The sequence below is a fragment of the Cutibacterium nasicola genome (assembly GCF_052654715.2).
Window position 1 is genome coordinate 1,250,946 of sequence record NZ_CP199745.2, and the last position, 15,520, is coordinate 1,266,465.

The 15,520-nt window shown below is 62.6% G+C and carries 14 protein-coding genes and 1 pseudogene; 3 read left to right on the plus strand and 12 right to left on the minus strand.

Going from position 1 to position 15,520, the window contains the following annotated elements; translation table 11 throughout:
- Nucleotides 1-6: 6 nt before the first annotated feature.
- The 4 genes from ACUCCZ_RS05795 to miaA form a co-directional block, all read right to left on the minus strand.
- Nucleotides 7-2,055: an ATP-dependent DNA helicase gene (locus tag ACUCCZ_RS05795; RefSeq protein ID WP_435916654.1), complete on the minus strand. Its 2,049-nt coding sequence runs from the start codon at nt 2,053-2,055 to the stop codon at nt 7-9.
- Nucleotides 2,045-3,493 carry a GTPase HflX gene (gene hflX / locus ACUCCZ_RS05800; protein ID WP_462981551.1) on the minus strand — a complete coding sequence of 483 codons (1,449 nt, stop codon included), beginning with the start codon at nt 3,491-3,493 and terminating at the stop codon, nt 2,045-2,047. Before hflX ends, ACUCCZ_RS05795 begins: the two co-directional genes overlap by 11 nt.
- Nucleotides 3,494-3,603: 110 nt before the next feature.
- Entirely contained in the window at nt 3,604-4,428 is an 825-nt protein-coding gene (gene dapF, locus ACUCCZ_RS05805) for a diaminopimelate epimerase (protein WP_435916656.1), read from the minus strand.
- Between the two features lie 4 nt (nt 4,429-4,432).
- Nucleotides 4,433-5,314, minus strand: coding sequence for a tRNA (adenosine(37)-N6)-dimethylallyltransferase MiaA (gene miaA, locus ACUCCZ_RS05810; protein ID WP_435917021.1), 882 nt, complete (start codon nt 5,312-5,314; stop codon nt 4,433-4,435).
- A gap of 193 nt (nt 5,315-5,507) precedes the next feature.
- Here miaA and ACUCCZ_RS05815 point away from each other — a divergent pair, with 193 nt between their 5' ends.
- Nucleotides 5,508-5,708, plus strand: a complete 201-nt coding sequence (locus ACUCCZ_RS05815; RefSeq protein ID WP_435916657.1) for an antitoxin — start codon at nt 5,508-5,510, stop codon at nt 5,706-5,708.
- Between the two features lie 193 nt (nt 5,709-5,901).
- Here the strand turns inward: ACUCCZ_RS05815 and miaB are convergent, their stop codons facing one another.
- The gene (miaB, locus tag ACUCCZ_RS05820; RefSeq protein ID WP_435916658.1) at nt 5,902-7,386 is read right to left on the minus strand and encodes a tRNA (N6-isopentenyl adenosine(37)-C2)-methylthiotransferase MiaB; all 1,485 of its coding nucleotides are present in this window, start codon (nt 7,384-7,386) and stop codon (nt 5,902-5,904) included.
- Between the two features lie 762 nt (nt 7,387-8,148).
- Between miaB and ACUCCZ_RS05825 the strand changes: the two genes are divergently transcribed.
- Nucleotides 8,149-9,048 (plus strand): aldose 1-epimerase family protein, encoded by a 900-nt coding sequence (locus ACUCCZ_RS05825; RefSeq protein WP_435916659.1) that lies wholly within the window; start codon nt 8,149-8,151, stop codon nt 9,046-9,048.
- Nucleotides 9,049-9,056: 8 nt separating this feature from the next.
- Here the strand turns inward: ACUCCZ_RS05825 and rny are convergent, their stop codons facing one another.
- The 4 genes and pseudogenes from rny to ACUCCZ_RS05845 form a co-directional block, all read right to left on the minus strand.
- Nucleotides 9,057-10,682 (minus strand): ribonuclease Y, encoded by a 1,626-nt coding sequence (gene rny / locus ACUCCZ_RS05830; RefSeq protein ID WP_435916660.1) that lies wholly within the window; start codon nt 10,680-10,682, stop codon nt 9,057-9,059.
- 97 nt (nt 10,683-10,779) lie between these two features.
- A pseudogene (gene recX / locus ACUCCZ_RS05835) lies at nt 10,780-11,294 on the minus strand (recombination regulator RecX).
- Nucleotides 11,295-11,323: 29 nt separating this feature from the next.
- The gene (gene recA, locus ACUCCZ_RS05840; protein WP_435916661.1) at nt 11,324-12,370 is read right to left on the minus strand and encodes a recombinase RecA; all 1,047 of its coding nucleotides are present in this window, start codon (nt 12,368-12,370) and stop codon (nt 11,324-11,326) included.
- Nucleotides 12,371-12,695: 325 nt separating this feature from the next.
- Nucleotides 12,696-12,890 (minus strand): DUF3046 domain-containing protein, encoded by a 195-nt coding sequence (locus ACUCCZ_RS05845; RefSeq protein ID WP_435916663.1) that lies wholly within the window; start codon nt 12,888-12,890, stop codon nt 12,696-12,698.
- Between the two features lie 150 nt (nt 12,891-13,040).
- On the opposite strand from ACUCCZ_RS05845, the gene ACUCCZ_RS05850 reads away from it, so the two are divergent.
- On the plus strand, nt 13,041-13,799 hold the full coding sequence (locus ACUCCZ_RS05850) for a DeoR/GlpR family DNA-binding transcription regulator (protein WP_435917022.1): 759 nt from the start codon (nt 13,041-13,043) through the stop codon (nt 13,797-13,799).
- A 122-nt stretch (nt 13,800-13,921) separates the two neighbouring features.
- Here ACUCCZ_RS05850 and ACUCCZ_RS05855 read toward each other — a convergent pair whose 3' ends face one another.
- The 3 genes from ACUCCZ_RS05855 to pgsA form a co-directional block, all read right to left on the minus strand.
- Nucleotides 13,922-14,197: a helix-turn-helix domain-containing protein gene (locus ACUCCZ_RS05855; protein WP_435916664.1), complete on the minus strand. Its 276-nt coding sequence runs from the start codon at nt 14,195-14,197 to the stop codon at nt 13,922-13,924.
- Nucleotides 14,198-14,299: 102 nt separating this feature from the next.
- Entirely contained in the window at nt 14,300-14,785 is a 486-nt protein-coding gene (locus ACUCCZ_RS05860; protein WP_435916665.1) for a CinA family protein, read from the minus strand.
- The gene (gene pgsA / locus ACUCCZ_RS05865) at nt 14,782-15,402 is read right to left on the minus strand and encodes a CDP-diacylglycerol--glycerol-3-phosphate 3-phosphatidyltransferase (RefSeq protein WP_435916666.1); all 621 of its coding nucleotides are present in this window, start codon (nt 15,400-15,402) and stop codon (nt 14,782-14,784) included. Before pgsA ends, ACUCCZ_RS05860 begins: the two co-directional genes overlap by 4 nt.
- Nucleotides 15,403-15,520 lie beyond the last annotated feature (118 nt).

The window sequence follows — 15,520 nt, forward strand, 5'->3', positions numbered from 1 at the left end:
TGGGGGTCACTCCCCCAGCCTGCGCAGAGCTCCAACAGCCATCTCGCGATCCGTCGTCGTCCAAAACGAGGGCATGGAGGCCCTCAGGAAACCGCCATATCGCGCCGTCGCCAACCGCGGGTCCAGAACTGCAACGACTCCTCGATCGTCGGAACGCCGTATGAGTCGGCCCGCCCCTTGGGCCAGCAGGAGGGCCGCATGCCCAGCCGACACCGTCATGAATCCATTACCGCCAGCATCCTCAACCGCTTTGCTTCGTGCCGCCATGAGCGGGTCATCCGGACGTGGGAACGGAATCCGGTCAATGATGACCAACCGACAGGTGTCACCAGGAACATCAACCCCCTGCCACAAGGACAAGGTTCCGAAGAGACATGTCCGCGGATCAGCCGTGAATCGGCGGGTGAGATCGGCCAGATGCCCCTCCCCCTGGCACAACACCGGAATGTCCGGCATGACCTTGCGCATGTGTTCGGTGGCAGCCACCGCATTACGCTGGGACGAGAACAGCCCGAGGGTCCGTCCACCAGCGCCCCAAATCAGCTCAGCAAGATCGTCGAGCACCTCGGGCGCGATGCCATCTCGGCCCGGGCGCGGCAGGGACCTACCGACATACAGAATCCCCTGCTTCGAATAGTCGAAGGGCGAGCCGACGTTGACCCCCCGCCACCCCATCTGGGTGTCGAGGACCTTCGGCGCCTCCTCCTCGATCTGCTCGCGCGGCGACAGCCCGACGTTCCGTGCCGTGGCCAGGAAATTACCGCCGATGCACAAGGTGGCCGAGGTCAGAATAGTCGTCGCCCCCGCGAAGACGTTCTCCCGCAGCAGGCCTGCCACGCTCAATGGCGCGATGTGGATGCTGCGATACCCCTTCTCTGATTCCGAGACCCATACCACGTCAGCGGCTGCCATCGACACCATACGGTCGACGGTCTCGAAGACCTCGCGCATGGCGGCTTGGGCCTGCACCCTCTCGGCGTCGACGGATTCCTTGGAATCCTCATCCCGTCGACCCAACTGGCTCACTGCTTCCCTGGCCAGATCTCGCAATACCGTGCACGCCTGGATAACCTGGGCACCGGTCTCGGTGACCTGTCCCGGTGCGGTCGCCTCCAAGGCTCTGGCCAGCACGTCCGCTTGATCGAGGAGATCCGCGCTCACGTCGTCATCCAGCCATGTCAAGGCCCGCTTGACCGTCGTCGCCACGAGAGAAGGAGACAGATCCTTGGACGCCGCCCCGGTGAACCGATCCACCAGCTCGTGGGCCTCGTCAATGATGACGGTGTCGTGCTCGGGCAACACGTTGTTGTCATTCAGCGCATCGATCGCGAGCATGGCGTGGTTGGTGACGACGAGGTCAGCGTTTCGAGCCTTCTCACGGGCTGCTTCGGAGAGGCACTCGCTGCCGAAAGGACAGCGCTGAGCCCCTAAGCACTCGTTGGCCGGCACGCTCACCTGGCTCCACGCCAGGGGAGCGTGCGGTGGGGCGTCATCACGATCGCCGAGTCCCGACTCCTCGACCTGTTTCTCGGCCCATTCACGCAGCATAACGACCTCGGCGCCCAGTGCGGAAGCCGGAGCCGTCCCAGCCTCCTTGGTGTCCGCGGCCTCAGCGGCGAGATCGGCTCCGGGGACCAAGGCGTCCTGCCCTCTGACCCCCGTCGATCCACCGCGAACCTTGTGCAGACAGACGTGGTTGTTACGCCCCTTGAGCACGGCAACCTTCGGCCTGCGGAGCAGGACCTCGTCCGAGGCGTTGAGGACCGCCGGAATGTCCTTGTGAGCGAGCTGAGTCTGCAAGGCGAGGGTGGCGGTGGCGACGACGACCTGCGCGCCTTCTTCGACGCAGTGAACCAGAGCAGGCGCCAAATACCCCAGTGACTTTCCGGTTCCGGTACCGGCTTGAACCAACAGGTGCAGCTCTTCTCGCATCGCTTGGTCGACAGCCTCGACCATCGTCGCCTGGCCAGATCTCTCCTGACCCCCCATCCGGGAGACGGCGGTGGCGAGGAGGTCACGACACATCTTGCTGACCTCGGCGGGCTCACGCGCCATGACACGCCTCCTCGACCTCGACGGCCAGAGCAGGATGAAGATGGGCGATGACATGGGTGCCATCGGCGGTGTGGTCAATGAGTTCGATCGTCCCTTTGTGGTGGATCTTGTCCATGAGGTCTCCGCGCACATAGGGCACGACGACGTCAACCTTCTGGGAAGGCACCGGCAGCGACTCCTCGATGGCTGTCACGAGGTCGTCGATTCCCTCTCCGGTATGAGCCGAGATGACATGGGCACCGGGAAAGGTCGACCGCAACGTCACGATGGTGTCGTCGTCGAGACGATCACTCTTGTTGAGCACCAGAATCTCGGGAATGTCACTGGCGCCGATTCCGGCCAGCACACCACGCACGGCATCGACCTGACCGATGGGATCGGGGTCGGCTGCATCGACGACGTGCACCAGGACGTCTGCCAGCGCAGTCTCCTCGAGGGTGGAGGCGAAGGCCTCGACCAGATCATGCGGAAGGTGGCGCACGAAGCCGACGGTGTCGGTGAGGGTGTAGACGCGACCATCCGCCGTCGTGGTCCGACGAGTCGTGGGGTCAAGAGTGGCGAACAGGGCATTCTCGACGAGCACTCCGGCGCGGGTCAGCCGGTTGAGCAGGGAGGACTTTCCCGCGTTGGTGTATCCGACGATGGCGACGGAGGGCACCTTGTTGCGAAAACGATCAGCCCGCTTGGAAGCACGGGTGGACTCGATGTGTTTGAGACGACGCCGCAGCACCGCGATGCGATGACCGATACGTCGTCTGTCCGTCTCGATCCGGGTCTCACCAGGGCCACGACCACCGATACCAGCACCACCGGCGGCTCGACCACCCGACTGACGGGAAAGGTTCCCACCCCATCCACGCAACCTCTGCCTGAGGTAATTGAGCTGAGCCAATTCGACCTGGGTGCGACCCTCCACGCTGCGGGCGTGCTGGGCGAAGATGTCGAGGATCAACGCCATCCGGTCCACCACCTTGACCTTGACGCGGTCCTCGAGGTTACGAAGCTGAGCGGCATCGAGCTCACCATCACAGATGACCGTGTCGGCTCCGGTGGCCCGGACCACCTCGGCCAGCTCGGCCACCTTGCCTGAACCGATGTAGGTCGCCGGATCCGGGGTCGTTCGTCTCTGCATGACGGCCTCGAGAACCTGTGAACCCGCAGTCTCGGCCAGCGCCTTGAGCTCAGTCATGGCGTTCTCTGCATCGGCGACCGACCCCTGGGTCCACACCGAACAGAGCACCACCCGTTCGAGCCTCAGCTGTCGGTACTCGACCTCCGGGATGTCAGACAGATCAGTCGACATGCCCGGCACGCGGGTCAAGGACAATCGGGCATCCAGGTCGAACTGATCACCGTCGTATACGTCCTGATCGTTGCTGAGGTCCCCGACATCGGGCGCATCCTCACGCTCGTCGTCGAATCGTGCGGTGTCGCTCACCCGGTCCCCGTCCTGTTGGTCCACTGTCCCATGCCCTGATACCTCACATTCCGAGGTCGTCGCGCCAAGTGTAGGGGGAGGTGACGACACGTCACCGACCGTGCTGTTCCTCACTCCTCGGGAAGGTCGACCTTTCCAGACGCGAGGATGATCGCAGGGCCTGTCAGCACTGCGTCGTAACCATCATCAGCAGGACGGAGGGCGACAACGACATGACCGCCAGGCACCCGGACGGTCCAGGGGCCACGGTGGCCGGTACGGGTGGCCATCGTTGCTGCCACCGCAACGGTTCCGGTACCGCACGACATCGTCTCTCCCGATCCGCGCTCGTGGACCCTCATCGAGACCGAATGGTCATCCAACCACTCGACGAATTCGACGTTAACCCCTTGGGGGAAGGCCGACCTGGGGCGCCACGTCGGCGACTCGTCAAGGTTGAGTGCGGCGACGGTCGTGTGGTCCGTCACGACCACAGCATGTGGATTGCCGACGTCAACCTTGTATGCCGGCCACCACATGTCCTGATGTTCGATGGTGACGTCGTCACCATCGACATGGACCGTTCCCATCGTCACCGACACGTCACCGTTGTCACGTAGGGTGACATGGCGAATACCAGCGCGCGTCGCGACATCGGCCTGGTCACCTGCGATACGCCCGGTCTGGGACAGATGACGAGCAAAAACTCGCAGGCCGTTGCCGCACATCTGCGCAATGGTGCCGTCGGCGTTACGGTAGTCCATGAACCACAGATCCGGATCGCCATCCCAGCCAGGAACGTCACCGGCCCGCAGAGCCTGCAGGGTGCCATCGGCGCCAATACCGAATCGACGGTGACACAGCCATCGAACCTGTTCAGGGGTGAGAGGCTCGGGACGGTCGACAATGACGAAGTCATTGCCTGTCCCGTGTCCCTTCCAGAACGTCGTCGTCATACCGTCAATCCTCCTCGCCAGTGGACAGGGCGGTCAACACCCGCGCCACAACCTTGTCATCGAGATCAGGATCAAGCGCATCGAACCACTCGACACGGTCGTCGCGTCGGTACCACATGAGCTGTTTACGGGCGAAACGTCGAGTTCGGGTCACGGTGCGACGACGGGCTTCGGCCTCGTCATAGTCGCCGTCAAGGAACCCCAACACCTGTCGGTATCCCAACGCTCGGCTTGCCGTGCGCCCCTCCCTCAACCCGGCATCAGCCAGGGCGCGGACCTCGTCAACCAGCCCTTCGTCCCACATCTGGTCAACTCGCTTCGCGATTCGCCGATCCATGTCCTCACGAGGAAGCTCCAGGCCGATCTGCACCGTGTTGGGCCAGTGAAAGATACCGTCGGGAAGGGTCGCGGTGAACGACCCCGTGAGCTCAATGACCTCAAGGGCCCGGACGATTCTGCGGCCATTTCCGGGCAAGATCGATCTGGCCGTCCTGGGATCTCGCCGCGCGAGCTCCTCATGCAAGGCCTTCGGGCCTTCGGCATCCAACCTTTCCTGCCACTTCGCTCGCACCTTCGGGTTGGTGGGAGGAACGATCATCTCATCGATGACGGCCTTGGTGTAGAGGGCTGAACCCCCGACCAATACCGGAATGACACCGCGTGACACACACTCTTCGGTCTCGTCGCGCGCCAGCTTCTGCATGAGGACGATTGAACAGGGATCGGTGACATCAAGGATCGACACCAAGTGGTGCTTCACCGCACGCTGCTGGGCGAGCGTAGGGGTGGCGGTACCGATGTTCATCCCTCGATACACCACCATTGAATCGGTGTTGATGATCTCGGCGGGGTGCCCCCCCCGTCCCAGGCGTGAACAGACTCGCACCGCCAACCCTGATTTTCCGCTGGCGGTGGGCCCCAGAAGACATATGACCGGCAGATTCACACGTCCATCCTTGCGCACTGCAACGACATCGGAGCCAACGCGTAGAGCGAAAAGCCTCGCATGGGAGGACCACCTCGTGTGTAGCCTGAAGGAGTCATCCCCGAGAGGGGGAAGCCTCCCGAAAGGAGATCACATGGGACTCTTCGACAAGGCCAAGGACGCCATCAACGACCACAAGGACGACATCAAGGGCCAGGTCAGCCAGCACAGCGACAAGGTCGAGCAGGGCATCGACAAAGCTGGCGACGCTGTCGACGACAAGACCGGCGGCAAGTTCTCCGATCAGGTCAACAAGGGCCAGGATGCCCTCAAGGACAAGCTTGGCGACCTCTGAGTCGTCCACGACACGACGCGGCCTGTCCCCTGAGAGGACCCGCTCCGGATGGGAGTGGATGAGCTGCGACACGAGGGGTTGATGCTCCACTGAGCATCAACCCCTCGTTGCATGTCTGAACGGGTTTCGAGACGAGGTTTCCCGGCCACCGGACTCGACATGACGAAATGGCTCGGACGGCCCGGCCAGTCGTTCAGGTCCGTGGCGCACCAACCGAAGGAATACCGAGCATGGTGGCTTCAGACTGAGAGCATGATTCTTCGCGAATCTGCCATGCATCTCCCCCGCGAGTGCGACGCAAATTCACCAAGCCGCCGTCAGCAACTAAATGATGAGGATGGCCGGAGGTGATAACGACCTCGCCGATGTCTCCGGGGCGCGGGACCTCCCCCCCGGGTGCAAGACTGACGTGAACCAGTCGGTTGTCCCGGGCACGACCGGTGACGCGGTGGGTGGCCTCGTCCTTGCGCCCCTCCCCCTCGGCGAACATCACCTCGACAGTGCGACCGACCTGGGCCTTGTCCTCCTGCCATGCGATATCATCGACGAGCTCGACGAGGCGCTCGTACCGTTCCTGGACGACCGGCTTGGGAACCTGGTCCCCCATGACTCCCGCCGGCGTGTTGGGACGGATGGAGTATTGGAAAGTGAAGGCCGCAGAAAACCTCGACTCCTCGACGACGCGCATGGTCTCGGCGAAATCCGCGTCGGTCTCGCCTGGGAAGCCGACGATGATGTCGGTGGTGATGGCGGCGTCTGGAATGGCCTCGCGCACCCGGCCAAGGATGCCGAGGAACTTCTTGGACCGATACGACCGGCGCATCCGACGCAGCACGTCGTCAGATCCCGACTGCAGGGGCATGTGCAGGCTGGGCATGACGTTGGGGGTCTGCGCCATCGCCTCGATGACATCGTCGGTGAAAGCGGCGGGGTGAGGAGACGCGAACCGCACCCTCTCCAGACCGTCAATTTCGCCGCAGGCGCGCAGTAACTTGGCGAAGGCTCCACGATCACCGAACTGGACTCCGTACGAGTTGACGTTCTGACCAAGCAGGGTGATCTCCTGGACACCCTCGTCGACGAGGGCTCGAATCTCCGAGAGGATTTCGCCGGGACGTCGATCGGTTTCCTTGCCGCGCAGCTGCGGGACAATGCAGAAGGTGCAGGTGTTGTTGCATCCCACCGAGATCGACACCCAGGCCGAATATGCCGAATCGCGCCGAGTCGGCAGGTTCGACGGAAAGGTGACCAGGGACTCCTCGATCTCCACCTGGGCCATGGCATTGTGACGAGCCCGCCTGAGGAGGGCCGGCAGAGAACCCACATTGTGAGTTCCGAAGACCACATCGACCCATGGCGCCCGGGCGACGACGGTGTCCTTGTCCTTCTGGGCCATGCAGCCGCCGACGGCCAGCTGCATCCCAGGATGCGCCGACTTCACCGGGGCCATGTGACCGAGCGTGCCGTAGAGACGATTGTCGGCATTCTCGCGAACCGCACAGGTGTTGAAGACGACGACGTCAGCCGGCGCCAAGGTGTCGGTTCTGGGATCGGGAACGTAGCCGGCCTCTTCGAGGAGGCCAGCAATCCGTTCGGAGTCATGGACATTCATCTGACACCCGTAGGTCACGACCCGGTAGGTCGGGGCCTCGGTGTGCGGCACGGTGTTATTGGGCATGGCGCGAACACTCTACGTCATCTGCCCAGCCATAGGACCACTCCGTTTCTCACACCGCAGTGTGCAGCACGAGCACGATCGCGCCATGCACCAGCACGAACACCCCCGAGACCACAGGAACTTCAGCCAGGGTGAGTACCTTCTCCAGAGTTGCGATACCCCATAGGCGTCATCATTGCCCAAGGACCACTGAGCGGAAAAAGCGTCACGACCCTCCCCCAATATCGGAGAATTCCTGATGTGCCTTCACCTTTGGCAAATACCAGGCGAGACAGATGGCGTCAGCTATCGCGCCGTCGACCAGTCCTACACCACGCCAGGACATACCTTCGGCACACCGAAACCCGACCACATTCGCTCCCACCACAGAAGAGGACGTCAATAGTCGAAAAGCACGTGCCAATCGATCCAGCGAGAAAGACTGACGCAAGGATGAGATGGCAGGCGTTGACAAGTACCTGATACTGACACCTAACCCGTCATGGACCCTGCCGTGAATTCTGAGATCTTCATCGCGATCCCCTATTTGTCAAAGGGCTCCTGGGCGGCCGCTCACGTCGTCATGACGTCGCGAGGATGTACAACGATCACCTGAGCCGGCGGAACAACTCATCTTTGAGTAAATTCCCGCCGGGACACACCATATACATACAACAGCGAGAACTGTGGAAAAGAAACGGATGACGAAAACTGACGGAACCCCTCAGGACCGAGAGCTCAAGAATTAGCGTCCGCAAAGGTCTCAGCGATAAACTTTTCATCATGATCAGTGACGTCACCCTCCCCACCGGCACCCAGTACAAGATTTCCCATGGTTCTTGGCAGGCCATCGTGACGGAGCAGGGAGCCACCCTTCGTACCCTTCGCCACAACGAGGACGACGTCATCAAGACCTTCGAGGCTGACCAGTCGCCGGCTTCGTCGCAAGGGCAGCATCTGCTTCCCTGGCCCAACCGCATCCGTGACGGCCGCTACCGGTTCGATGACGTTGACCAGCAGCTGGCGATCAGCGAGGTCGGTCGCAACAACGCCATTCATGGTCTGGTGGCGTGGTCACCGTGGTCCCTCGTTGAGCACACCGACTCCTCGGTGACCCAGGAGATCCGAATCATGGCTCGGCCTGGCTGGCCTGGAACAATTGATGTCCGGCTGACCCACAACCTGGACGATCACGGCCTGAAGGTCACTGTGAGGGCTCGGAACGTCGGGGCCAAGGCGGTGCCCTTCGGCTATGCCGCCCATCCCTATTTCTGCCTCGGCGGATCCATTGATGAGTGGAAGGTTGACGCCCCGTTCGCCTCGTGGCTGCAGGTCGACGAGCGACTGTTACCGGTTCGGATCTGCGAGATGGACGAGGTCCACACCATGAATGGACAGTCTCTCGGTCAGCGCACCTTTGACACCGCCTACACCGTGGGACGGGGAGACACCGTTGGATCGCCGGCATGGCGTTTCAAGGTCACCAGCGGTGAGACGAGCCATGAGCTGTGGGGAGATGTGACCATGGGCTGGGCGCAGATTTACACTCCGGATGACCGCCTCAGCCTCGCTGTCGAGCCGATGACATGCGGGCCGGATGCCTTCAACGAGGGGCCCACCCACGACGACGTCATCCGCCTGGAGCCCAGGGACGAGGTCGTCCTCACCTGGGGAATCGCCTGAGCCACCGCTCAGGACTCTCCCACCATCTCCACGGCTTGGAAGGAACGGATGACGGTGACCCTGGTCCGTCCTGGCACGGTGACCTGTTCCCCCACCGCCAACGCGATCTGGCGTGCGAGTCGAGATGCGTGCACATCGTCGACTGTGCCCGGATCGACGAGGACCTGGACCTCACGTCCGGCTTGCAGCGCGAAGGACCGTTCGACCCCGGGGAAGCTGGTGGCAATCTCCTCGATGGTGTCCATCCGGCGAACGTGGGACTCCAAGGAATCCCGACGTGCTCCTGGACGGGCCGCAGAGATCGCGTCAGCAGCCTTGACGATGAGATCCGTGACGCCCACCGGTTCGATCTCATCGTGGTGGGCTGCAATGGCATGCACGACCTCATCAGATTCCCCATGACGTCGGGCCAATTCAGCGCCAATGGCCGCGTGGGTTCCCTCAATCCCAGGGGTGAGGGACTTACCAAGATCGTGCAGGAAGGCCGCACGACGACAGGTGTCGACATCGGCACCGATTTCGGCGGCCAAGATGGCGGCAAGACGGGCGCACTCGACGCAGTGATCGAGGACCTGTTGGCCGTAGGAGGTCCGGAAGCGCAGGGACCCGAGGATCGGTAGGAGCCGCTCGTCGATGTCGTCGATCCCGGCTTCGGACAGCGCCTCGGACGCGGCTCCCAGGCACATCTGGTCGATGTGGTCGACGGCTCGCTGATGGGCCTTTTCGATACTGATGGGGTGGATGCGACCATCTTCGACCAGATCGACGAGAGCCTGTCGGGCCACCTCGCGTCGCATGGGGTCGAAGCAGCTCAGCAAGACGATACCCGGGGTGTCATCGATGATGACCGTGACTCCCGTCACCTGCTCGAAGGTGCGGACGTTGCGGCCTTCTCGCCCGATGACGCGACCCTTCATCTCGTCGCTGGGCAGTGGCACCACGCTGACAACGGTGTCAGCAACCATCTCGGAGGAACACCGCTGTATGGCATCGGCCACGATGTGACGGGCCTTGCCCTCGGCGTTTTCCGTCACTTCTGCGATGATCGCTCGAGCGTCATTCTCGGCCAGGACGCGGGCCTCTCTGCTGAGGTGCTCTGCAAGTTCGTCCCGGGCCTGGTCGAGGGACATCCCAGCAACTCGCTCCAGCTCGGTGACGATCCGCTCATCCCGTCTATCGAGTTCTGCGTCTCGCTCGTCGAGGCGGAAGCTGCGCTCGGCCAACTCCAAGCGATCCCTCTCGAGCTTGTCGAGGCCTTCGTCGAGGCGGCGACGGGCCTCGCGCAGCTGACGATCACGCTCTGTCAGCTCCTCGACGGAGCGCCGGTTGATCTCGAGCAAAGCCTCCGCACTGTGGCGAGCCTGTTCGGCATGATCAGCCCGACGTTCCTCATCAGCGACCCGAACACGACTGGACTCGAGCGCAACGCGAGCTGACGCGATCTCGTCACGACTGTCCGAAAGGTCTTGAGTAGCACGAGCCAGGCGCTCCTCGCTGCGGGAAAGCTCCAAGGCCTTCGCATCACGTTCAGACTCTGCTCGTTCCGCCCTCCTGCCAATGGCTCGACGGTCTGCCAGCCAGCCAATGATGACTGCCACTGAGAGCACCGCCACCACGACGAGTGCGATGAGCATGACCTCCACCCTTCCTCACATCCTGACTCGGAGCTGCAGCGTCGCCCCCCTGACGTCGGTGCCAGGAAAACCGAGGTGAGGGGCAAACGATACGACCCTAGTCGAAGGGGCCGGTTATCGGCGCTTCGGGGGTTCTTCACCGAGTTCCTCGCGGGCGGCACGGATGGCGGCCCAGGCGACCTGGGGTCCGTAGCCCTTGCGGGCCAGGGCACCCAACACCCGGCGGGTCAGACGGGCTTCCTCGACACCTCGACCTGCCCGCAGCTTGTTCACTGCGAGTTCGGTGGCGGCATCCAACTCGTCAGCCTCCGTGATCTGGGAGGTCGCGTCCTCAATGATCTGGGAATCGACCCCTTTGCGCGACAATTCGACTGCCACTGCTCTGCGGGACAGACCTCGCACACCGTGACGGGACGCTATCCATCGGTTGGCAAAGTCAGCATCATCGACGAGCCCCACCTCGGTGAGGCGATCAAGGACTGTCTCACGCACCTGCTCGGGCACACCTTTGGAATCCAGAGCTGCTGCGAGTTCACTTCGGGTGTTGGCCCGACGATCCAGTCGTTTGAGGCAGATCTCGCGAGCTTCCTCGTACCACTGGTCGTCGGTCAACTCCTCTGGAGAATCCTTGTGTCGCCGGCTCAGAATGCCACCTCACCGGTCTCGGGATCGACCCCCTCGGGGACCTCAACCTCGCGCAGGCCCAGGTGGGTGAGGATCTTGTCCTCGATCTCGTTGGCGACGTCCGGGTTACCCCTGAGAAAGTTGCGAACATTCTCCTTGCCCTGGCCCAGCTGCTCATTGTTGTAGCTGAACCACGATCCGGACTTGGTGATGATTCCGCAGTCCACACCCATGTCGATAAGGCTTCCCTCTCGGGAAATGCCCTGCCCATAGAGAATGTCGAACTCGGCCTGTTTGAACGGCGGGGCGACCTTGTTCTTCACGACCTTGACGCGGGTACGGTTACCAACCATCTCGGAGCCGTCCTTGAGGGTCTCGATGCGACGCACGTCCAGGCGCACCGAGGAGTAGAACTTCAACGCACGTCCACCGGTGGTCGTCTCCGGGGAGCCGAACATGACACCGATCTTCTCGCGCAACTGGTTGATGAAGATGGCCGTCGTCCCGGCAGCGTTGAGGGCACCAGTCATCTTGCGCAGGGCCTGACTCATGAGGCGAGCCTGCAGACCGACATGGGAATCACCCATCTCTCCCTCGATCTCAGCCTTCGGGGTGAGGGCTGCAACGGAGTCGACGACGATGAGCTCGAGGGCGCCCGACCGCACCAGGGTGTCGGCAATCTCGAGTGCCTGCTCACCGTTGTCGGGCTGGCTCACCAGCAGGGAGTCGGTGTCGACACCAAGCTTGCGGGCGTATTCCGGGTCGAGGGCGTGCTCGGCGTCGATGAAGGCGCAGATGCCGCCTTCGGCCTGAGCATTCGCGATGGCGTGCAGGGCCACGGTCGTCTTGCCGGAGGACTCCGGACCGTAGATCTCGACGATCCGGCCACGCGGGAGACCTCCCACGCCGAGGGCGACGTCCAGGGCTACTGACCCGGTCGGGATCGCCGCAATCTTCACTGTCTCCTGTTCGCCAAGGCGCATGACGGAGCCCTTGCCGTGCTGCTTCTCGATCTGCTGCAAGGCCGTGGCAAGGGCCTTTTCGCGATCTGCGGTCGCTGCCATGTCGTTCCTTCCTTGAAGGCGGTCTCCCGCCTCATCTGCCGCGCGGCATCGCCGCAGCGTTGGTCGTATGTCGTGAGTTGGTCGTATGTCGTCATGAGGGAGACTCACCGGTTTCCCCGTGCCATCACCCAAACTGTAGGAGCGGGGGCGGACAATCCGTCAGGCAATGCGTTGCTGTGGACAACTGCCGTCACGACTGCCCCCTCGCTTGTGGACAACCCTTCCAGATACCACTGACGACTTTGCAGCACATCGTGTTCCGGTTTTGTTCCACTTCTGTTCCGACACCACGTCCTCATCGTCGGGACACGTCCCATCCCCCAGATCAGCGCAGCGAATCGGGCAGCTCCAGCGCTTTCCAGCAGGTCCGCCAAATCGTCTTGGCATCGACTCCATCGGCCAAGGCTTCCTGCACCGTTCGTGAGTCGAGACCCGGTACGGCCTGCTGTGCAGCCCAGATTCGGCAGTAGTCGTCGCCCAGAACCTCAGCCAGTCGCGTCCACAATTGGGTCTCTGTCATGAAGACAAGCCTAAGGGCAGGATAAAATCAGCGCAGATGTGCGAACGCTCACTGCGCGGCTCTCCCCCACGAGCCGTGAGTCACGCGAAAGGAGAAGCGATGACGATGCCGTCGGATGCCCGCTCGTCATCCTCACGACGAAACGACCGCATGGTCGCCATTCTCGCCATGTTGCGTGACCACGACGAGGTTCCCCTGCGCGACATGGCGGCCACCTTGGGAGCGAGCGCTGCGACGATCCGACGCGATGTCGCCTCGCTCGCTGAGCAGGGCCTGCTCATTCGCTCACACGGGACAGCTCGTCGCGCTGGAACGGGCGCCGAATTGCCCGTCAATTTGCGAGACGGTCGGCGTCGTGGCGCCAAGGAAGCGATCGCGCACGCCGTCGCATCCGAGCTCCCCGTCGGACGTCATGCGATTGGGCTCACCGGGGGCACGACGACCACCGAGATCGTGCGTGCCTTGCACCACCGTCATGATCTCACCCTCATCACGAACTCCGTGAGCATTGCTCTCGAGGCCGCCAGCCAGGGCCAGCAACGTGTCCTCATCACCGGCGGTGTGCTGCGCCCCTCCTCCTTGGAACTGGTCGGCTCCCTGGCCGAGTCAACCTTCAAGCAGGTCAACGTCGGCACCGCCATCGTGGGGTGTGACGGAATGAGTGCCGAGGGTGGCCTGACGACCCACGACGGCATCGAAGCCGCTGCAAACCACACCATGATCAAGAGGGCAGCTCGCATCATCGCGGCCGTCGACGGCTCCAAGATCGGTCGGGTCACCCTGGCAAAGCTGGCCGATGCCAAGGACGTCGACCTCCTCGTCACTGACGACTCAGCCGATCCCGACAAGCTGGCCACGCTGCGTGCCCTCGGAATCGCGATTCGTATCGTCCACGCACCGACTGACTGATCAGGCCGCGCACGTCGTCCGGAGACGAGGTCAATCCGGACAATTCGCGGCCCCAAAGGCCCACAACACAGAAGTTCCCGGCCCCAGCGGGACCGGGAAACGTCAAAAGTTCAGGATGGTGGTCATGCCGCAACAGTGATGTGGTGATCGGGGGTGCCTTCACTGCTGAGCATCTTGTCGCTGACGATCCGCATCAATTCGGACTGCGGTAGATCCAGAGCCGTGCAAATGGCCAGGATGAGCTCGCTGGAAGCTTCCTTCTGGCCCCGCTCGACCTCCGACAGGTATCCGAGGGAAACGCGTGCGGCAGAAGACACCTCCCGCAAGGTACGGCCCTGTGCGAACCTCTGCTCACGCAGCGACTCGCCGAGTATTTCACGCAGCAGAGCTGATTTCATGGGCGTCTCCTCCTAGGTGATTCATCCATGACAACGCCCCCAACGGATGAAACATTCCCTACGCGGCGAAATTTTTCACACTTTTCCTGCGGGGGGTTGTCGTCAGCTCGGTGAACGGCTCACAACCTCGCATCCGAGGCCAAGAAGTGCCTCGACCGTCAATCGCCTAATGTCTTCACGTGCCCCCCTCAACTGGAGGCGCTTGACGACCGGAGCTCCCTGGTACACCGCACCAATGAAGACCGTTCCGGGCTCCTCACCGTTCTGGGGATCTGGCCCGGCAACCCCGGTGCACGACAGACCGATATCAGCCCGGCACGCCTTGCGACACCCCATCGCCATCTGAGCAGCGGTGATGGAATTGATGACCCCGTTCTCGGCGATCCAGCCAGCATCGACCCCAGCGAGCGTGGTCTTGAGGTCGCTGGCGTACGTCACCAGCCCCCCACGAAACACCGCCGAGGCGCCCGGAACGGTCGTGATCGTCGCCGCGACCAGGCCGGCCGTCAGGGATTCGCAGGTTGCCGCCGTCAGACCGCGTTCCGACAACCCGGCAATGAGTCGACGTGCTCCTTCGTCGCCGATCACTTGACGCTCCGCTTCCCGGACTTCGCCGACTTGCCCCCAGCGGTCTTGGCACGGTCGCGGATCTGGAGGGCGTCCCTGATGTACACCAGGCCAGTGACGACAGTGAGCAGGAAGGCGATGATCATGACAGCCCAGGCAATGACATCGACGAAGGTCGGGGTTCGCCACAGTCCGAGGCAGAACAGCATGATTGCCAAGGCCTGCATCGCCGTCTTGAGCTTGCCACCCCTGTTGGCCGCCATCACCTCATACTTGAGCATCTTCATCCGCATGACGGTGATGCCCCATTCGCGCAGCAGGATGATGATTGTCATCCACCATGGCAGCTCACCGAGGATCGACAGGCCGATGAAGGCCATGCCGGTGAGCGCCTTGTCAGCGACGGAGTCACCAATCTTGCCGACGTTGGTGACGAGGTCGTACTTGCGCGCAATCTTGCCGTCGACGAAATCGGTGAGGATCGCCAGCATGAAGACGATCGTCGTCGCCGTCCGCCAGCTGCCTTCATGGGGATGGGCCAAGAGCATCCATCCGAAGACGGGAACCGCAATGACTCTCAGCAGGGTCAGCGCATTCGGAACGTTGACGTTGCTGGAGCGGTCCTTCTTCGTGGCCATGGGCTCAGTATGTCGCGTGACGACGAGTGATGCGACCCACCGCCCCGAAACGGTTCCGGATTGGTCAATCGGCGTCAGTACCGTGGGACCACGGTAGTGCTCATACCGTTGCGATGAC